Source organism: Enterobacter sp. JBIWA008 (assembly GCF_019968765.1).
In the GTDB taxonomy this organism is placed as follows: Bacteria; Pseudomonadota; Gammaproteobacteria; order Enterobacterales; family Enterobacteriaceae; genus Enterobacter.
In genome coordinates this window covers 3259204-3277939 of sequence record NZ_CP074149.1, presented here as the reverse complement: position 1 = coordinate 3277939, position 18736 = coordinate 3259204, and the positions used below count along the sequence as shown (strand labels likewise).

The window sequence follows — 18736 nt, the reverse complement described above, 5'->3', positions numbered from 1 at the left end:
GTTAGCCGCCCGAACTTAAACGAATCCTCAACAGGCTGGACTGGAGGGCATTCCAGTCGGCGTTAACCGCACTAATTAACTCTATTCGGCTGTCAGGCGGCGCCACGTTTTGCGTTTCAATAAAGAAATCCTCGCCCTGACGGTTGATCCTCACCAGCCCGTCCGGCGTGCGCATGATCCCTTTCACGCGATCGACGGGAGCAAGTCGGGCCCACTCCAGGATCCCGATGGTGTCGAAAACGGTTTCAGCATCAAAAATCCATCCGCAGGCCTGATACCCCTGACCGCTGTTCAGGTTACGACGCCAGCGCTGGTGTTCTGGCAGGCTGAGGGCGGCTAAACCCTGTTTCACTGGATGACGATGTTCATGTTCCGCACTGGCCGGTAGTTCAGCCAGATTCAAACGAGGAAGGTCAAGCAGGGCGCTATCAATATTCCCCTGGGTAGTCTCCACTCGCGTGCGATTGCCGCCGAAATGTTGCCACCACGCGTCCAGCGCGGCCTGGCTTTCTGCCGTGGCGCGATCTGCCTTATTCGCGACAATAACGTCAGCCGAGGCGAGCTGATCGCGGAAGTTCTCATTGGCCAGCGCCTTGTCATCCAGAAGCTGACGCGGATCGAGCAGGCACAGGGTGGCGCGCAGATCTATCCACGGCTCGTAAACCGGGGCGGTGAGTAAATCGAGGATCTGCTTCGGATGGCCCAGCCCGGTGGGCTCAATCAGCAGGCGGTCAGGTTTGCCCTGACGCAGCAGAGTATTGAGCCCGACCTGCATCGGCAGGCCATTTACGCAGCACATGCATCCGCCGGGGATCTCTTTAATCATCGCGCCGCTGGATGACAGTAACGCACCGTCAATGCCCACCTCGCCAAATTCATTGACCAGCACGGCCCATTTCTCGGCAGGATCTTTATTCGCCAGCAGGTGGAGAATTGAGGTGGTTTTACCGCTGCCGAGAAAACCGGTGATGAGGTTGGTTTTGGTCACGTGCGCTCCAGATGAGAATGGTGATGCTATAACACTTTTCTCTCTATCCTGGCGAAAAACGCGACCGGTGAGAAGGGGGAGGGCGAACGGAGGCTTCATCCGTTCGCGTTAAGCGCAACAATCGTTAAATATTTAACGTTTCGATAACAGCCTGGCGTGCGCCATGGCGGGTGATGCGCTGGTATGCCTGGCTGACCGCCTCCACAAAAACGCTGTTTTGCGCGAGGTCGTGACCAAATACCTCGTTCAGCCCCAGCAGCGCGTTAACGCGGTCGGCCTCGCTGCTGGCGTTGACGATGGCGCGGATTTTATCGCTGAGGGGGTCGCGAACGTCAATCGCGTTTCCGCGCTCGTCGGTACCGCTGACGTAGCGTATCCAGCCGGCCACGCCCAGGGCCAGCAGCGACCACGGTGTTTTTCGCTCAAGATGAACGCGGATCCCATCCAGCATTCTCTGGGGCAGCTTCTGGCTACCGTCCATCGCGATTTGCCAGGTCCGATGCTGGAGTGCCGGGTTGGCAAAGCGCTCCAGCAGGCTATCGGCGTAGGCGGTGAGGTCGACATCCTTAATGCGTAATGTAGGCGCCTGCTCGTCCAGCATGAGCCGACGGGCGGCTGCACGGAACGCAGCGTCCTGCATGCATTCATTAATATGGGCGTAGCCCGAGAGATACCCCAGATACGCCAGGAAAGAGTGGCTGCCGTTGAGCATGCGCAATTTCATCTGCTCCCACGGCAGAACATCCTGCACCATCTGAACGCCCGCGACTTCCCAGTCTGGACGGCCAGCGACAAAATTATCTTCCACCACCCACTGAATAAACGGTTCGCAGCTGATGGCGCACGGGTCTTCAACGCCGAGCGCGTCGGTTATTTCTGCCAGCGAGGCTTCCGTCGCGGCGGGAACAATTCTGTCGACCATCGTCCCCGGGAAGCTCACGTGGCTATCTATCCATTCGCACAGCGCCGCGGAACGCTTTTGCGCCATGCCCAGCACTGCGTTTTTCACCACGTGCCCGTTATCAGGAATATTGTCGCAGGAAAGCACGGTAAACGCAGGCAAGCCGCGCTCGCGGCGGCGGTGGAGCGCTTCGACCAGGATCCCGGGAGCGGAATGCGGCTCTGAGGGGTTTTCAAGGTCATGGATTATCCGGGCGTTGTGCAAATCGAGTTTCCCGGTGGCGGGGTCGATACAATAGCCTTTCTCCGTGATGGTGAGCGACACAATCGCGACCTGAGGCTCACAAAATTTCTCAATAATGGCGGGCAGAGAATCCAGCTTTGCGTTCAGGCATTCATGGACGGCACCGACGATAATCGCCTCATTGCCTTCTGCCCCTTTCTCCAGCACGGTGAACAGGTGATCCTGCGCGCGAAGCTGGCTCATCAGCACATCGCCGCTGAAGAGGCTAATCTCACAAATACCCCAGTCGCCGCCTTTTTCATTCAGCACCCGATTTGTTAACAATGCCTGGTGCGCACGGTGAAACGCGCCAAAGCCAAAATGGACGATGCGGGAGCGCAGCTGCTGGCGATCGTAGCGAGGTTGCTGAACCTGGGCAGGAAGGGCGGTGGAGGCAATTGTCTTCATGAGATACACACCTGATTAACCATTAATTAACAATGCCAGTGTAAAGTTATATGACAGCAAATAAAATTGGTGAGCCGTAAATATCCCCGTTCTGTGAGTTTGATCAATCAATGTGTGGCGCTATGTTGACCCTTAGCGGCAAACATGTATGGTAGTCGTCATTGCAGTAACGCATATTGGTATAACAACTTAAGAGGGTGAGGCAATGGAACAAACCTGGCGTTGGTACGGGCCGAACGATCCGGTTTCTCTTGATGATGTGCGCCAGGCTGGCGCAACGGGTGTCGTCACGGCGCTGCATCATATTCCTAACGGTCAGGTATGGCCGGTTGAAGAAATTCAACAGCGTCAGGCGCTGCTGGCGGAGAAGGGGTTAACCTGGTCTGTAGTGGAGAGCATCCCGGTTCACGAAGACATCAAAACCCATTCCGGGGAGTACCAGACGTGGATTACTAACTACCAGCAGAGCATCCGCAACCTGGCGGCCTGCGGCATTGATACGGTTTGCTATAACTTCATGCCTATTCTGGACTGGACGCGTACCGACCTTGAATATCAGATGCCGGACGGCTCGAAAGCGCTTCGTTTCGACCAGATCGCCTTTGCGGCGTTTGAGCTGCACATTCTGAAACGTCCTGGCGCCGAAGCGGATTACACCGCGGAAGAGCAGCAGCAGGCGCTCGCGTGGTTTAACGCTGCCAGTGATGCAGACATCGAAAAGCTGACGCGCAATATTATTGCGGGCCTGCCGGGAGCTGAAGAGGGTTATACCCTGGACCAGTTCCGCGCGCGCCTGGCGGAATACGGCGATATTGATAAGCAGCAGCTGCGTGAAAACATGGCGTACTTCCTGCGCGCTATCGTGCCGGTTGCTGAAGAGGTCGGGGTACGCCTCGCCGTGCACCCGGACGATCCACCGCGGCCTATCCTCGGCCTGCCGCGCATTGTTTCCACTATTGAAGATATGCAGTGGCTGAAAGAGACGGTAAACAGCATCTATAACGGCTTTACCATGTGTACCGGCTCCTACGGCGTGCGTGCGGATAACGACCTGGTGCGGATGATCGAAACCTTCGGCGATCGTATCCACTTTACGCACTTGCGCGCGACCTGCCGTGAGGAGAATCCAAAAACCTTCCACGAGGCGGCGCACCTGGGCGGCGATGTGAATATGGTGGCGGTGGTAGACGCCATTCTGGCGGAAGAGGCGCGACGCAAGCAGGCGGGCGATGTGCGTCCTATTCCGTTCCGTCCGGATCACGGTCACCAGATGCTGGACGATCTGCGTAAGAAAACCAACCCGGGCTATTCGGCGATCGGCCGTCTTAAAGGGATGGCGGAAGTGCGCGGCGTTGAGCTTGCGCTGAAGATGACGAAGTATCCTGAATTGCTGTAAAAGAAAAACCCGGCGCAAAGCCGGGTTTTTTGTGTTAGTCAGCGCGACCCATATAGCGTTTTTCTTCGATATGGATGCGGATCTTCTCGCCAGCGGAGAGGTATTCCGGCACCTGCACAACCAGACCCGTCGTCAGAGTAGCCGGTTTGTTGCGGGCACTTGCTGAAGCGCCTTTGATGCCTGGTGCGGTTTCAACGATTTCCAGATCGACGGTTTGAGGCAGCTCCAGCGCCAGCAGCACGCCGTCCCAGGTCAGGACCTGCATGTCGGGCATACCGCCTTCCGGGATGAACAGCAGCTCTTCTTCAATCTGATCTTTGGTGAAGATGTACGGGGTGTAATCTTCTTTATCCATGAAAACGTATTCGTTGCCGTCGATATAGGAGAAATCAACGTAGCAACGGGTCAGGGTCACGGTATCGACGATATCGTCACCTTTAAAGCGCTCTTCCACCTTCAGGCCGGTACGCACATCGGCGAAACGCATTTTATACAGCGTTGCTGCTCCACGGGCGCTGGGTGCCTGAATGTCGATATCTTTCACAATCAGCAGTTTGCCGTTGTAATTCAGCACCATACCTTTCTTTATTTCGTTCGCTCTTGGCATTGCAGTAATCCTGTTTACGGGAGGTAAAAAATATCGCGCCAAATTACTCGCGCGCGGCCTTTCAGGCAAGAGGAATTCGTGGCTTTTGCTATCAATACGCAAAAGGTGTTACTGTGCGCGCGATGCCCGACTGCGCGGGCGATCGTCAGCGAAAGAGAGCATTTATGGATTGCCGTCCCGATTGTGGCGCGTGCTGTACTGCACCGTCCATTTCAAGCCCCATTCCAGGAATGCCGGAGGGCAAGCCTAATAGTCAATCATTCGCAGTATAAAAATGATAGAGCTAAGCAGAAATGACTTTTTTGCTAAGTGTTTCAATTGAATGTGAAAAGCTCTCTCCATAGCCAGTTTTAGACAATTGTAATAACTCATTTAGTCCAGAATGACTTGTAAATGAAAGGTTCTCGTACAGACATATAGGAAGCTCTGAATTGTCTTTAAATCTTCTGTCTGGGCCTCCAGACTTGTTCACATACTTCCATGTCCTGCCTACGACTATGGCATCTCCAGGTACACCTTCGCTTTCAATGAATCGACTATCACCAACATTAACGAATAGCTGGTTATAACCAACAGCGCCTACACCTTCACGGTCATAAACAAGTACTCTATCTGGAAAAAAATGTAATGTTTGGCGACCGACATTGATAGCAATCGTCTCAATATTTGTTTTAACAAAGGGAGGCTTTGATTTGCTGATAGAGGTTACTTTTCTGCGTAGTAAGTTACCAGCCCCGGCATGATATTTGGGATCATAAACGGCTCCAGAAGCTTCTATATGCCAAACTTTTGAGCAGCTTGCGAGCTTGGCTCCACTATCATGAAGTTGCTGGTAACATGCCATCATTTGATCATCAAAATCATAAAAAAGAACAGTAGTCTTTCTTAGCTGATCGTACATGTAAGCTAAAACAGATATTGCTACCCCTACAATAAATCCTATAGCGAGGCACCACTCAGGCCATGCCTGTGAAAAACCGTAAAGTAACAGCGCAATCGAAAGGCACATTACCAAGGGCCATATTTGTGACTTCTTACGTTTATTGTTCAACTCTTCAAGCAGTTCTCGGGAACTTGAATCAACGATTTCCGAGATATGGGATGACTCGATTTCCTCAAGAGGTGCATGTGTAGTGTCATGTTCTATTCGGGATTCGTCTGATACATTCAGAACCTTCTTTCGGTTCTGTGGGACCAGGTTTGGTGAAAGCGAAGCACGATAATAGACTCCGCCAGCACCTATGTGGATGTAATTTCCTCTTGGGCCAGTACCAAACCTCAGTCCTTTCATACCAATGGATGCACCGACTCCTGATTTGGATAGGTTAAATCTCATTAGTCCAACGCGAATGCTTTTCCTAACATAAATTCCCATAGTAACTCCATGTAATAAGTAGCAATGCTTCTGAGCAACATCTAAGAGCGATTTTACACTGAAAAAGAATAGGTTAAAAAATCGGGATGATTTTCATTATTTTTCAATCCGTTATAAGTTAATTGCTTCAGTTAGAAAGCTTCGATATAAATGGTATGCTACCAGTCAGTAGGACATTCTGTTACTGTCAATGATTGAAGGTGGATTAGCAAGGATTCTATAGTGAATTGTCGTATCGATTGCGGTGCTTGTTGTATTGCACCTTCAATTTCAAGTCCAATTCCGGGAATGCCGCAGGGTAAACCTGCTAATGTAAGATGCGTTCAGTTATCAGAAGATAACTTATGTGGCATCTTTGGCTCACCCCTGCGCCCTAAAGTATGCGGCAGTCTACAACCGTCGATAGATATGTGTGCTACGAACCGTGAAGAGGCAATTATTTATCTTATCCAATTAGAGGAAGAAACAGCACCTTTCGATTGAGAATAGTTTCCATTTAGAATTTTATTCGGCATTATTTTGTTTTTTTAACCGCTCTACTTCCTTGCGTAAAGCTTCATTCTCAGCCAACAAAGATGCATAGTCAGAAGACGGTTCACCTTCGGATAATTTTTTAATTTTTGACGGACCACGTCTTTTTGTAACCAATTTGTATTCAGAATGAAATCGAAGGTTTATATACCCATATTTCGTATCGGGGCTAGTCAAATTGTAAGTTGTTTTATAGACGGAACGTCTGGTCGTTGAGTCTATGGATATGGTGTCAGTAGTAAAAACCATCTCAGGTGCAGATAGGTACGCTACATTGTCTTCACAGATGAAAAGATAACATAAAGCAGATTGGTTGCTTTCAACAGGTGCAATGATCCAGCGAGCAATACCTATCAATTTATGATCAGGAAGCCGTTGTTTTATTTTTCTGACCCGGTCTACTTCACTTTTATCGAGGCCCAGAATGAGGGCTATATGGTTGAAAGAAGGTTTAAAAATGAATTGCGATTTTACGCGGTTATTATCCACCCGGTTAAGTTTTACCGTGGATTCGCGAAGGAAATACGGTTCTTTTTGTATTCTTTTAGGAAAGATTGTAAAGTGTAAATTCATGGTTTCGTCTACTTGGAATCGTTGTTGATGCCATTATTTATCATCTTCCGTAGACAATCAAATTTTGTATGTCCCAAAAAACGCGACATGCAAAAACATGTTATTTTAACTTGTTGATATATATTGATTTTTATTTTCGCCGAAACGCCATAAAAGAGACGTGAAAAAGACATGTAATTAACTAATCCATTGATTTTAAAGGTTTTTATTTTTGTCTATAATATATAGCAACTTCGGCTGCGCCTCGTTGAAATCATACCTAAGCAATAATTCTGAAAGGTTTCGAGCGAAGCGAGTTCAGACGTGAGCGTAGCGAACGGATGATAGGTATCAATCTGATCAAATTTGTTAACAACACCAAACAACCACTTTAAGTCGCGAAGCGACAAAGTATGGTGCAGTGGGTGAAACGAACAAGTGATAATCTTGCGATTAATTTCAATCGATGTTATGTATCACTTCGGCTTCGCCTCGCGAAACTTCGTCGCTTCGCGACTCGTCGGGTTTAATAAAGATTCCAAGATTTTGTCAAGTAAGAGGTTTTGAACTGAATAATCACTCATTGTATTAGTTTGAAACTGTAAAGTGGTATGTCACTTTTTAATCAATAATACATGGTTATACTCCCGAACTGCTTACTGTTCTGATGAGATGATGATAATTGTATGATAAATGATGAGATTTATATTTCAGTTGATGTAGAAACTTCAGGTCCGATCCCTGGTGAGTTTAGTCTCCTTTCCGTTGGTGCTTGTCTCGTACATAACCCGACAGAATCTGTTTATGTGGAATTGCAACCTGACAGTCTCCATCACGATGCTGAAGCACTTGCAGTAACAGGGTTGAGCTTGGAAGCACTTCAGCAGAATGGACTTCCTCCCATCCAAGCAATGGAACACCTTTCTGAATGGCTCAATACGATAAAACAACCGGGGATGAAGGTAATTTTCGTTGGACTTAATGCTCCTTTTGACTGGTCCTTTATCAATTATTATTTCCATAAGTATATTGGCTACAATCCATTCGGATTTACTGCGATTGATATCAAAGCATATTATATGGGGCTAACGGGATGTTCTTGGGCTGAAACCAAATCTTCACGCATGGCCGAGAGATTTCATCCCGTCAGCCAACCTAGCCACAATGCTCTGGATGACGCGAAATTTCAGGCTGAATTGTTTGCGTTGATGACTGAAGGGCAGATCGTCGGCTGAAAGATGGATGCGTGGCATGCCACGCGTCATGATGATGGGTCGGGTTGACCGCATACTGACAATAATCAGTAAACAAACCTTAGCGAGATAATAATCAGCAACTTGGCTTTTCAATCAGGCCGCATAACAATCCCACTATTTTCATATCGGTGTGACAAACCATATACACCCCAAGGATATGGGTTAATATTTGACTGTTCATATTGATAAACAATCACATCGGCCATATTTCTATTGTCATAACGTCGGCCAAAATTGAGGACGATGCTACTTTGCGCCGATAGGATCAGATGTACAGTACGGATACCCTGCATGGACAGAGTTTTAATTTTTTCTGCAAACTCCAGTGAGAGACGTCGTTGCTTTGCCAGCGACCAGTGATTATCGAACCTGTTAGTTTCAAGATAAATGTGCTCAATGCCCTGACCGGCAAAACTTCTGGTTACTTGCTCGATGTTCACCCTGTAGGAGCAAGAAACAACCAGCACTATCTGGTCCGAAGTCGATTCGATGATGGTTTCATGTACAAAGCTTTCACCATCATCAATATTATTTGAAGAGATATGCTTCCATTTCTCATCTTTGCGGTCCCAGTCGAATACGGTGACATCCCCTTTATCATCCAGAACATTTCCGAGGAAGAAGGTAAATGGCACGGGGAGAAAACCACCATAAGCAACCTGCGTAAGATCTGGTTCACCTTTACATAAAATTTGAGTAATGATGTCCTTTTCGGGCAATATCTGTCGATTGAAAGTTGATTCAGGCTCGATAACAACCCCGTCTCGGATGCGTTGGGTAATGTCAATGTCCCGTGGCTGAATCAAACCTTTCAATACTGTTCGGACAACTTTATCCAGACCAGTACCTGTCGTTGTCCTTAGACCATTACCAGTAATTAGTAAGATACGTTTGCGAGAGTTTTGCTTGATAGACTGATATTCACCGATAGATAAAAAAACTAGACCAGCAAGAACGAGTATCCCACCTATGATTGGTACTATATAGTCACTTACCACATTGCCTTCAGCGGTGCTGATAGAAAGTGACTCTCCGTGAAAAGTGCCCTTAAACACAAAGCTCAACAACTTCGGGCCTGCCGCAAGAGTCGCCCCTGTTACCATCATCAATACACCCGGGCGCTTTTGACGGGTCATATAGTCGATAATTTTGGAAAACTGATGTTTCCAGTATTCACTCATGTTAGTTCCTATGATCATGTGATAGTGCGTTAATCTAAATTACGGCTTTCTTCTGTCTTGCGAGTAAGTCCCCTGGCGCGGGATTTTTTCATAATAAATGCCATCGTCATCGTCATTTGGATGTGCGCCTCCCCCCTCCCATATGCCAGAATGCAACCACTGTTCAAAGTAAAACAGCCAAAGTGAAGCCCAGGGAAGTATTGTTTCACTCAATTGGTACTGTGGCACCCATTCGGCATGTTTATCTGGGTGTCTTTCTCTTGGTAAATACAGACATAGCTGTGTTATTTTCGACGATGCTAACGAAGCATAAGTGTGAGGGATCTTCTTACCATCAGATAATTTTTTCAAATCTGGAGAAACCACAAAGCAACGTGGAGCGGAAGGAGGGGCATATTCCAGCCGAATTTTATACCCACGACTAAATGGGACTGGCTTAAGCATGCCCTCCCAGACTAGCTTCTTGTTTTTTCCCGTGATTGTGCATTTACCATCAGGGAAGTGGGCACGAAGCCCATGGTATTGTTCAGCTAGAGTTAGTCGCCGATGAGGTCTGAATACGTTCATCTAATATCAATCCCCAAAGAAAGTATTCTTTTGCACCACAACGGATGATGTTGCTTCTCCACCATAAAAGGTATTAGATGGTACCGATCGGGCTGAGGCAGTTCCAGTTACAGCTCCTGCTGATAGCGCTCCGGTGAAGGGAAGGACGTTCAAATTATTTTGGCTTCGTGCGGCATTGATATTCTCAAGCATTGCTTCACGCACAGCTTTAACTGGTCGTTCCCCAAAATACTTACTTAAGTTTTCGAGTAATTCATCTTCGCCCTCCGAGGCTGCAATCTCATTGATGCTTTCAATCGCAGCCTTATGCCACAAGTCAAAGTGTTTTTTGAGCCTTTCGCCTTTTCCACTTTCCGGGTTGTTCCATTTTTCAGCAAAATTCTCTGCTGGCATACTCGGGTTGGAGACGTGGTAGTTACCGAAGCTGCCTACAATAAACTTCGGCATCAAGTAAAGTACATCGAGTATTACGTCGAAGTCTGTATCGTAAGTCGTTTTCTGATCGCAGATATGGTTATATGCGTGTGCAGAAAGAGTTGTAATAATTGCTGAGATTGGTTTGAATTCAATATAATCTTTCCCTTGGCTTGCAGCCCAGACATCGCGATGACGCTTAAAAATCTGTACAATGCGGTTCAGAAGCTTCTTATGGGTGTGATTTGGCAATGGTCTTACTGACGCAGATTTAGCCAAGTTTTCGCAGGCGACCATACGCGTTAAAAACGTAGGAAGTTTTTCAGTGATATTGTCAAACCACGTCGCGTAACCTGCTGGGTTAGACTCTTTCCAGCCCCTTAGGCGCGTGTCTGGCACAAGAAGAGGGTGGTTTTCCTCCGTTGGATTAGTACTCCAATCAATCCCGGGAGTAATGTCCAGATGATAGTCCCCTGCATACATGATGCGATAGCCTCTTGGGAGCGGGTGGAGCATTTTGCGGTACGTCTCATGACTGCTCAGGCGATCACGGACAGCGTCCAGCACCTGCGCCCAACCGGTAATATGGCTGGCATTTGGCAAATAGCAAAGCAGATCCACATCATACTGTTCACTACCTTTGGGCTTAACCGTTGTGTTAAGACGGACGCTTCCCTGTGAATAAATCATGGCTCCTTTAAGAATAGGGTTGTCACCTTCAGAAAGGAATTTGCCCACGGAGTGGTAGGCACTTTTAATATGCTTGTGTTGTGTTTCGGTCAGATCTAAACAATCAACAATGCAATCCAGAAAATCGCCAACATATTGCCTTTTTTCTTTACTGATATTTAAAGCCAAATTACCATTACTCACGTGGGGTCTCCTTACCTTGTGTCCAAGATAGTGTGTTTAAATTTCTCGCCAATGCGCACATGTTGTGTTTTGTGTCGGTATAGCGACTATCATAGTAAGGAAAAAAAACAGATCAAGGCTTGAAATTTAGCTTACCCATTAGTGCATTTTTTTCATTATGCGCCGGAGCCTATCTGGTAAGACCTGAGCTTGTTGTCAATGCAAAATAAATTTTTTTCGTGCCGATTAAAAACGAGTTTTGAGGACACTAGACCGGATGAAAATTGAGTGGAATCATTACATAGGAGACCTTGACATTCTTCAAAGAGTATGTTTGTCAGAAAAATCTTCCTGAATTGAAAGCGATTTTTCTCCGCCACTCGTCAAAGAACCTATCCATTTTGTTCCAACTAAACTTTCGAACTTAGGCCATCAGTGAGAGAGACGAATCCAGACATCGACGTGTTGAGTTGTATCTGAGGTCTTTCAAGTTGGTCACTTCTTATGAGGGTGAATCCATTATGGCCCCACAAGGCAAACAGGCACTGCTTACAGGTAAATGCATGGAGGTTTGCTTTGTACCAGTTGCGACTAGAGTAAATGTCTGTAGATTGATCAAAACTGAAGATGCTGGTTGTTACCAACAGTGCAAAACTAGTTGACCTCTAATACTTATGCTTTCAACCAAATATAAAGGCATCAGATAATCCTTTTAAATTACCCCCCAATGCTACGACCAATCCACACAATCATCATTCCCCTTTCATTGACAGGCGATAATTGTTGTTATGTTGCGTATGTGCTGATATGATTAAATATTTGATAAATATATTCGTAGACTTTGTTCCGTAGTATTCCTCTCCTCGAAAACATCCCCAACGTCAGCTACAAGGCGGCTTTGCGCTATCGCAAATGCCCTCGTTTTACCGTGGTTTTAGGTAGTAACTATGTGGGAGGTGTGATCTCTTTCTGAGTACAAAAAAGGTTAATTTAACAATGATGCAACAATCACAAACCCTGTTCGAATCGTCGATTTTATCGACAGCAAGTTTTCGTACCGTCTACCATGAACACGGTCGCTACAAAACCATTAATGGCGACTCCTTTGTTCATGATGGTCATGAATACCGGATTAACACAAGAATCGGCTCTGGTGTTCGTCATGACATACTTATGTCAACAATCAACGAACTAAATGCAATCCTGAAGCTCTACAGTCGAGTGTTCCTGACCCGTTTTGATCTCCACCTCCCTGAGTTCACTTCTGTTGAAGCAGGTAACAAATACATACGCAACCTGTTCAAACGATTACGTGACCGCCTGGAGTCTGGAAACAACGGTTTATCAGAACCTATCATCGATTTTGCTTACGGTTGGGTTTGCGAACAGGAAAAGGCTTCACAACCCCATTACCATTGCTGGATTGCACTTCCACATCGTTCGGTAAGATGGTTTGGAACGCCAGAAAGAGGGATCGCTGGTATTATTACGGAAATCTGGATGAAACTGACAGGTGGTAAAGCAACGCTGGTAAACTTGTCTAAAGCCACTAAAGACTATCCAGATCACTACGTCATTCATCGTGACGATCCTTCATCACTCGAAGGTCCGGTATTCTGGCTTTCTTACCTGGCAAAAGAACGCGGTAAAGCGCAAACAGGGAAGGGAACACGCATGTACTCAACATCGAAATTGAGTCGTAAAGCACTAAATTCGTAAATATCGCACAGGAAGCCCGTAGGGCGTTTTTATTTCCAGGGTATGCAATCGCATTACCCATATCATTAAAATTGCTTAAAACCTCGCTCAGAGCGTTTTAAGGCATGATTTGTAGCTGGTTAACTTTATGCTTCGGTCAGATGCATGATAGTTCAACTATAGTTGCTTTGCTGATAGTTTCATACATTACTTCAAAATTCCGAGCGGAGCGAGGGACACGAACGAAGTGAGTGTCTAACTACATAACTACACTTTTAAATTTTTATATTTTATATATAGAGAAAAATGTAGTTTTTCGATTGCTTTTTAACCCGTATTCACTGTCCGTCTTCGCTTCGCTTGACGGAACTCGCTTCGCTCGTAATTCAGGACATAACTTTGACGGTTGAAGCAATGTACACTTACCGTAAGCGATCAGCGAGTGCCGTATTGACGGCTATTTATTGGTGAGATCTACATTCCAGGGCAGGAGTTCGGCCACTTTGTTGCTGGGCCATTCCGGCAGTACGCTCAGGATATGACGAAGGTAGGCTTCCGGAACGATGCCATTGAGCCTGCATGTTCCGATAAGACCATACAACAGGGCTCCGCGCTCACCGCCGTGGTCGCTGCCGAAGAAGATAAAATTCTTTTTCCCAAGACAGACAGCACGAAGGGCTCGTTCGGCTGCGTTGTTATCTGGCTCTGCCAGACCATCATCACAGTAGTAACACAGGGCATCCCACTGGTTCAGAGCATAAGTATTAGACGTCAACTAGTTTTGCCGACCGGCGCCAACTACTCTGGCCGCATCCATTGAGCGGGGTTTTAAGCCACGCTGGTTACTTCCTTCGCTGTCTTTTTCCGATAACTTTCTCCTTTGAGTTCGAACATATATCCGTAATGGATCAGTCGGTCGGCTGCTGCCACCGCCATCGTTTCATCCACGAAGATGATGCTCCAGGCGCTGAACGGATGCTTGCTGGTGATAACCAGACGTTCGCGCTCATAGCGATGGGCTATCAGCTCGAACAGCACGCCCATTTCCGCGTTTGACATATCTATGTATTAACCGAGCTGGATGGCAGAAAACTCTACGTTGGAAACCGGGTCAGCGAACTGCTCCCCTGGCGTGTAGCACTGCCAACTGAATAACACATCCCCGTCAATACGGTTCTCGCTGCACGCTTACGCTATGTCCTGGACCGGTAAACCAGCAATCTGGTTAATGGATGGTGCCGTCACCAGCTGTAACTAACAGCGTCCTTCCGCCGGGCTGGTTCGGTTTACAGTGCTGTGCTGCTCTGAGCGTTCTCCGGGAAGCTTCAGAACGGTTGTGCGGTTACATTTTAACTTAAACAAGAAAGTAACATTAATTGCTGAGGTAACAGCTCGGAAAAACTATTTGATGTCTAGTATTGGATAGAGTTTTATTACAATAAACATGATATTTAACCCAGGCAGGGTAATATATTATGGCGATTTATCTTGTTGCTGGCATCAAATGAAAAGAAAACAGAATCTGACACCACTATCTGCATTTTATGCGATATGTAAAAAATTAACCTCACAATTTTCTTCGCCAGTCGGACTGTTCTTTCTATATAGCAGGAACATGGAAAAATGAGGTCCTCACTTACAGCGATTACTCTGGCCCTTGCAGCAGGAGTTATGTGGGGAACACTGGGCTTAATTACTCATTACTTACTTAATTACGGAGTGAGTATCATACAACTTGGTATATTGCGCCTGGGTGGTGCATTTGTGCTGACTTTACTTATCGCAATTATGCTGGGTCGGATTCATATACTTAGCCTTAGACAATGGGGGGGGCTGGCAGCTATCGGCCTGGTTTGTCAGGCACTGAGTAGCATATCATTTTCTTCTGCAGTGGCAGGGATAGGGAGCAGCCTGGCTATCATTATGTTATGCACAGGCCCGCTGTTCACTGTTGCGATAAATCGAATATTTTATAGTGAACGTCTTGATACTATATCACTTTTGATGGTTCTGCTTGGTCTGGCAGGGCTAACCCTGACTGTTTTACACAGCCAGGGAGAACAAACCAATGTTGTAACGTTTAGCAGACAGTGGTTATACGGACTGGGATGGGGTTTACTTTCCGGGGGTTGTTATGGGTTATTTCCCTTGTTTACGCGTTCGTTGGGCAAGCTTGATTCATGGGTTATTGTGAGTTTCAGTCTTGGTCTTGGTGCTGCATTCCTGGCTCCGTTACAAGGCAGTGCATCAGTGGACCTGTCATTACATAGCAACATTTCTGTATGGATACTCGTTGTGGCGTTAATTCTGGTACCAACAGTGATGGCTGACGTGCTCTATGTTCGGGCTATTGCAGCTGGCGGTCCTGTGTTGGCAACGGTGTTTGCTCTTATTGAAATACCTGCTTCAGTCCTGTTCTCCCGATGGTGGCTTGCAGTACCAGTTACTGCCATGCAATGGGCTGGCATATTTTTTTTCTGTACTGGTTTAACCGGGCTGGCATTACGTCACAACCAAAATTCTTCGCCTTTCACGAAGCAAAGCATAATTAGCATTACGCAAAAGGAAAAGCATCATGAATGAGTTACAGTTTATTGAGCAATCATCCAGTTCTTCAGAATCAGAAAACCTGCAGAATCTGATTAATTATGTTCAGGTTCTGAATCGTCATATTCAACTTAATGCTCGGGCAAGTCAATCCATACTGCCAGAATTAACATTCGCTCCTGATGCCCTGCTGACTCTTGGCCCAAAGTATCCAATACAACCGTTCTCATATCTTGATGAGCTTGAACGTGCTCAGGATGAAACTCCAGCCAGTGAGGCTGAACTACACAACGAAGTAGCCCGATATTTCCGTGGAGCAATTCGCCCACAGTCTCGCAATTCATTGTTCAATATGGTGCCCGATCCAAGTATTGCTGCAACAGCAGGCGCATGGCTGGCCACTGCATATAATACTAATAGTCTGATGGATGCTTTCGGTGGGGAAGCATTGCTGACAGAACAACTGGTTGCCCGCCGTATAGGCAGGTGGGCTGGCTGGAAGCATGCAATGGGTATTGCCTGTAATGGTGGGAAATTAACCATCATGTACGCAATAAAATCAGCGCTGAGTCGTATTGCACCTAATTCACAGCGTACTGGCCTGCCTAATGATATCGTTATTTTATGCAGTGAGGGAGCACATTACTGTGTGGAACATGCTGCCAGCATGCTTGGACTGGGAGCCGATAACTGCCTGCGAGTATCTGCCAACAATGAAGGACGAATGTGTGCAGAGGCTTTACGCACCACTTTATACGAACAGCATCTCCGCAGACGCAGGGTTGCCGCAATCATATGCTGCGGGGGAACAACGATCAATTTCAACTGTGAGGATACTCGAGAGATTATTGATATCACCGAAGCATTCGCACGGGAAAACAATTTAAAAGAACGCCCTTATTTACATCTGGACAGCGTTATCGGCTGGCTGTACCTGAGTCAGCCAGATGTTAATAAAGGTGAGCCAATTTATCAGATTTCCAGCCCACGCATCAGAGCTCGTGTTGCTGAAGTTCATTATCGCCTGCGTGATATAGGGGCTTTTGATTCGCTGGGTGTTGATTTTCATAAGAATGGACTGTGTCCATATGCCAGCAGCTTTTTTGTATCGCGTGATCGACGTTTTATGGATGAGCTTGGTGACGGAAATTACCATTACGCAGAGAAAGATTTTCAGTATGGTCAGTTCCGGGCCTACCGTTACACCTTTGAGAATTCTCGCCCGGCACAGGGGATTCTTGCTGCCTGGATAAACCTTCGTAAACTTGGTCGTAACGGATATGCTGCTTATCTTGTCCGCCTTCATGAAGCACGTGATTCCCTGACCAGCGCCCTCGAACGCCATGGTCTGTTCCGGGTGCTTAACTATTCCAGCCTTGGATGGGAGGTTGTATTTGATATTCCATTCGATCCTGATGTGGTCGCACTGGCATCCTCCCGGGAAGAGCTTGCTATGAGTTTTATGCAGGAATGTTGGGAACGAGTGAATGCAGGTTACGACCTGCCACTATTTAGCATTGTGCCGGGATATCGTATTGAGAATGATCGGAATAAAGTTACCACAGCCTTCCTTCTTTACCCAATGCAACAACACCATGATGACGAGTGGGATGAGACTGTGTCACTTATCGCCAGGCAGTTCCACGATTTTCAGACTCGTTTGCGGACGGGGCAAAAGACCCTTAGTCGAACCCAGTTTGCACAACCGATCCGCTAATCAGCAGGCTTACAGCATGATCCAGATGACTAATACTACGCCCCGAGATTCTTTTTCTTTGCTAAAAATACTGGTTGAACGTTACCGAACACGTCAGGAGATGCCTGATTTTATGGGGAGACCGCTACTGGATTTGTCAATCGGTAATCCCGATCTCGCACCAAGTTCACACTGGCGCAGCCGCCTGCAGTACTTTATCGGAAGGGATGATCTTCACGGCTACGGCGATTTCCGTTCAGACATTACCCGCCATTTATATGAACGTTTTATTGCCTACTATCAACGCCGTTTCTTGTCCCATGATGCACCTTTTTTACTCGATCCTGAACGACATGTGGTCGATTTGCTAGGTTCCAAGGAAGGCATTTTCTATAGCCTGCTGTCCTGCCTGAATCCAGGAGAGGCTGTACTTATGCCGGACCCATCGTATACAGTTTATCAAAGCAGTGCCCGGCTGATTGGCGCTCGTGTCGAGCTTTTCTCCTGCGACCCGTCAGGCCAGCCTGAGTTAACCTCAATTCTGCCCGATCAATTACAGGGGGCACGTCTGCTGGTTATTTGTTCACCAGGTAATCCTACAGGCGTGGAATTATCTCCTGAAAAACTTAAGGAGGTTCTGGAATTTGCTGAACAGCATGATCTTTGGGTTGTTATTGACAGGGCGTATGCCGAGATTTCGTTTAAATCGCCATCTAATGGCGTACTCAGTGGCGCGGCCCTGCCATTACCGGGAGCACTCTCACGAGTAGTGGAACTTCACAGTTTGAGCAAATCATGTAATCTTGCAGGCTGGCGTATCGGTTTTGCAGTCGGTTCTGCAGAGCTGATAGACAAGATACGGAATATAAAATTCAATACCGATTTTGGCGCGTTTCTCCCGTTAAAATGTGTTGCAGCAGAAATACTTGATGAACTGGAAACTATCGCTGCGTGCAACAGCACAATCTATGCAGCCCGCATGCGTCGTTTTGTTAATGGTGCGGCATCTCTGGGCTGGAATATACCTTTATCACAGGGCACCTTTTTCCTGTGGGCACCGCTTCCTCCGGATTTTGCAGAGGGCGATGACCTGAGATTTGTTGAACATCTGCTTGATTCCACAGGTATCTTAGTTGCCCCTGGCAGTGGTTTTGGTCCCGGGGGGACCGGCCGGGTAAGGATTGCACTGGTACAGTCAGATGATGTGCTTGATGAGGCGCTGCATCGGCTAAAAAAATGGCGGGCACTAAGTTCACGCTCTTTCGTGTAAAATGATTGTGCTGCTTTGGTCACCGAAGCAGCACAATACGGAAAACGCCCTGGTTGTTCGCGAAATGCCACCCATGGTTCAGACGTATCTGATACACTGAGATTGGTATTGACTGGTAATCACCGTTTTAACATGAAGGAAAGCCGTCCCGAAGAAAGGCTATCAGGCTTACTTGCCTGCTGCGTTTATTGCCACCGAGATTGAGTTATTGGAGA

The 18736-nt window shown here is 47.2% G+C and carries 15 protein-coding genes and 3 pseudogenes; 8 read left to right on the top strand and 10 right to left on the bottom strand.

Features of this window, described 5'->3' with window-relative positions; translation table 11 throughout:
- Position 1: 1 nt before the first annotated feature.
- Together KGP24_RS15740 and KGP24_RS15735 are read right to left on the bottom strand one after the other, a co-directional pair.
- Entirely contained in the window at positions 2–988 is a 987-nt protein-coding gene (locus KGP24_RS15740; protein WP_223561071.1) for a GTP-binding protein, read from the bottom strand.
- A 124-nt stretch (positions 989–1112) separates the two neighbouring features.
- Complete coding sequence (locus KGP24_RS15735) at positions 1113–2579, bottom strand: fructuronate reductase (protein WP_223561070.1); 1467 nt, start codon at positions 2577–2579, stop codon at positions 1113–1115.
- A 205-nt stretch (positions 2580–2784) separates the two neighbouring features.
- Here KGP24_RS15735 and uxuA point away from each other — a divergent pair, with 205 nt between their 5' ends.
- Positions 2785–3975, top strand: coding sequence for a mannonate dehydratase (uxuA, locus tag KGP24_RS15730; RefSeq protein WP_223561069.1), 1191 nt, complete (start codon positions 2785–2787; stop codon positions 3973–3975).
- A gap of 34 nt (positions 3976–4009) precedes the next feature.
- Here uxuA and yeiP read toward each other — a convergent pair whose 3' ends face one another.
- Positions 4010–4582 (bottom strand): elongation factor P-like protein YeiP, encoded by a 573-nt coding sequence (yeiP, locus tag KGP24_RS15725; protein WP_223561068.1) that lies wholly within the window; start codon positions 4580–4582, stop codon positions 4010–4012.
- Positions 4583–4746: 164 nt separating this feature from the next.
- Here yeiP and KGP24_RS15720 point away from each other — a divergent pair.
- Positions 4747–4830 (top strand): annotated as a pseudogene (locus tag KGP24_RS15720) (YkgJ family cysteine cluster protein); the annotation flags it as partial.
- A gap of 35 nt (positions 4831–4865) precedes the next feature.
- On the opposite strand, the gene KGP24_RS15715 reads toward KGP24_RS15720, so the two are convergent.
- Positions 4866–5957 (bottom strand): DUF4236 domain-containing protein, encoded by a 1092-nt coding sequence (locus tag KGP24_RS15715; protein ID WP_143346126.1) that lies wholly within the window; start codon positions 5955–5957, stop codon positions 4866–4868.
- A 222-nt stretch (positions 5958–6179) separates the two neighbouring features.
- Here KGP24_RS15715 and KGP24_RS15710 point away from each other — a divergent pair, with 222 nt between their 5' ends.
- Positions 6180–6440, top strand: a complete 261-nt coding sequence (locus tag KGP24_RS15710) for a YkgJ family cysteine cluster protein (RefSeq protein ID WP_071785214.1) — start codon at positions 6180–6182, stop codon at positions 6438–6440.
- A gap of 21 nt (positions 6441–6461) precedes the next feature.
- Here KGP24_RS15710 and KGP24_RS15705 read toward each other — a convergent pair whose 3' ends face one another.
- The gene (locus KGP24_RS15705) at positions 6462–7061 is read right to left on the bottom strand and encodes a hypothetical protein (RefSeq protein WP_143346125.1); all 600 of its coding nucleotides are present in this window, start codon (positions 7059–7061) and stop codon (positions 6462–6464) included.
- A gap of 665 nt (positions 7062–7726) precedes the next feature.
- On the opposite strand from KGP24_RS15705, the gene KGP24_RS15700 reads away from it, so the two are divergent.
- The gene (locus KGP24_RS15700; protein ID WP_143346124.1) at positions 7727–8275 is read left to right on the top strand and encodes a 3'-5' exonuclease; all 549 of its coding nucleotides are present in this window, start codon (positions 7727–7729) and stop codon (positions 8273–8275) included.
- Positions 8276–8385: 110 nt separating this feature from the next.
- On the opposite strand, the gene KGP24_RS15695 is transcribed toward KGP24_RS15700, so the two are convergent.
- The 3 genes from KGP24_RS15695 to KGP24_RS15685 form a co-directional block, all read right to left on the bottom strand.
- Positions 8386–9477: an SAVED domain-containing protein gene (locus KGP24_RS15695; protein WP_223561067.1), complete on the bottom strand. Its 1092-nt coding sequence runs from the start codon at positions 9475–9477 to the stop codon at positions 8386–8388.
- A gap of 39 nt (positions 9478–9516) precedes the next feature.
- Positions 9517–9921 carry a hypothetical protein gene (locus KGP24_RS15690; protein ID WP_223561066.1) on the bottom strand — a complete coding sequence of 135 codons (405 nt, stop codon included), beginning with the start codon at positions 9919–9921 and terminating at the stop codon, positions 9517–9519.
- Between the two features lie 129 nt (positions 9922–10050).
- The gene (locus KGP24_RS15685; RefSeq protein ID WP_143346121.1) at positions 10051–11331 is read right to left on the bottom strand and encodes a nucleotidyltransferase; all 1281 of its coding nucleotides are present in this window, start codon (positions 11329–11331) and stop codon (positions 10051–10053) included.
- Positions 11332–12306: 975 nt separating this feature from the next.
- On the opposite strand from KGP24_RS15685, the gene KGP24_RS15680 reads away from it, so the two are divergent.
- On the top strand, positions 12307–13029 hold the full coding sequence (locus KGP24_RS15680) for an inovirus-type Gp2 protein (protein WP_223561065.1): 723 nt from the start codon (positions 12307–12309) through the stop codon (positions 13027–13029).
- A gap of 436 nt (positions 13030–13465) precedes the next feature.
- Here the strand turns inward: KGP24_RS15680 and KGP24_RS15675 are convergent.
- Positions 13466–13768: pseudogene (locus KGP24_RS15675) on the bottom strand (transposase); the annotation flags it as partial.
- Positions 13769–13836: 68 nt separating this feature from the next.
- Positions 13837–14085 (bottom strand): annotated as a pseudogene (locus tag KGP24_RS15670) (ATP-binding protein); the annotation flags it as partial.
- Between the two features lie 546 nt (positions 14086–14631).
- Here KGP24_RS15670 and KGP24_RS15665 point away from each other — a divergent pair.
- Genes KGP24_RS15665 through KGP24_RS15655 form a run of 3 tightly spaced genes read left to right on the top strand, consistent with a single transcriptional unit; the run spans position 14632 to position 18521 of the window.
- Positions 14632–15591, top strand: a complete 960-nt coding sequence (locus tag KGP24_RS15665) for a DMT family transporter (protein ID WP_143346118.1) — start codon at positions 14632–14634, stop codon at positions 15589–15591.
- A complete protein-coding gene (locus tag KGP24_RS15660; RefSeq protein ID WP_143346117.1) occupies positions 15584–17272 on the top strand; it encodes a pyridoxal-dependent decarboxylase in 1689 nt (562 codons plus the stop codon). Before KGP24_RS15665 ends, KGP24_RS15660 begins: the two co-directional genes overlap by 8 nt.
- Before the next feature lie 16 nt (positions 17273–17288).
- Positions 17289–18521 (top strand): pyridoxal phosphate-dependent aminotransferase, encoded by a 1233-nt coding sequence (locus tag KGP24_RS15655; protein ID WP_143346116.1) that lies wholly within the window; start codon positions 17289–17291, stop codon positions 18519–18521.
- The last annotated feature ends 215 nt before the right edge of the window (positions 18522–18736 follow it).

Excerpts from the sequence above, each read along its gene's own strand:
- KGP24_RS15735 (WP_223561070.1), bottom strand. The coding sequence starts at position 2,579 with ATGAAGACAATTGCCTCCACCGCCCTTCCTGCCCAGGTTCAGCAACCT.
- uxuA (WP_223561069.1), top strand. The coding sequence starts at position 2,785 with ATGGAACAAACCTGGCGTTGGTACGGGCCGAACGATCCGGTTTCTCTT.
- yeiP (WP_223561068.1), bottom strand. The coding sequence starts at position 4,582 with ATGCCAAGAGCGAACGAAATAAAGAAAGGTATGGTGCTGAATTACAAC.
- KGP24_RS15715 (WP_143346126.1), bottom strand. The coding sequence starts at position 5,957 with ATGGGAATTTATGTTAGGAAAAGCATTCGCGTTGGACTAATGAGATTT.
- KGP24_RS15705 (WP_143346125.1), bottom strand. The coding sequence starts at position 7,061 with ATGAATTTACACTTTACAATCTTTCCTAAAAGAATACAAAAAGAACCG.
- KGP24_RS15700 (WP_143346124.1), top strand. The coding sequence starts at position 7,727 with ATGATAAATGATGAGATTTATATTTCAGTTGATGTAGAAACTTCAGGT.
- KGP24_RS15695 (WP_223561067.1), bottom strand. The coding sequence starts at position 9,477 with ATGAGTGAATACTGGAAACATCAGTTTTCCAAAATTATCGACTATATG.
- KGP24_RS15690 (WP_223561066.1), bottom strand. The coding sequence starts at position 9,921 with ATGCTTAAGCCAGTCCCATTTAGTCGTGGGTATAAAATTCGGCTGGAA.
- KGP24_RS15680 (WP_223561065.1), top strand. The coding sequence starts at position 12,307 with ATGATGCAACAATCACAAACCCTGTTCGAATCGTCGATTTTATCGACA.
- KGP24_RS15665 (WP_143346118.1), top strand. The coding sequence starts at position 14,632 with ATGAGGTCCTCACTTACAGCGATTACTCTGGCCCTTGCAGCAGGAGTT.
- KGP24_RS15660 (WP_143346117.1), top strand. The coding sequence starts at position 15,584 with ATGAATGAGTTACAGTTTATTGAGCAATCATCCAGTTCTTCAGAATCA.
- KGP24_RS15655 (WP_143346116.1), top strand. The coding sequence starts at position 17,289 with ATGATCCAGATGACTAATACTACGCCCCGAGATTCTTTTTCTTTGCTA.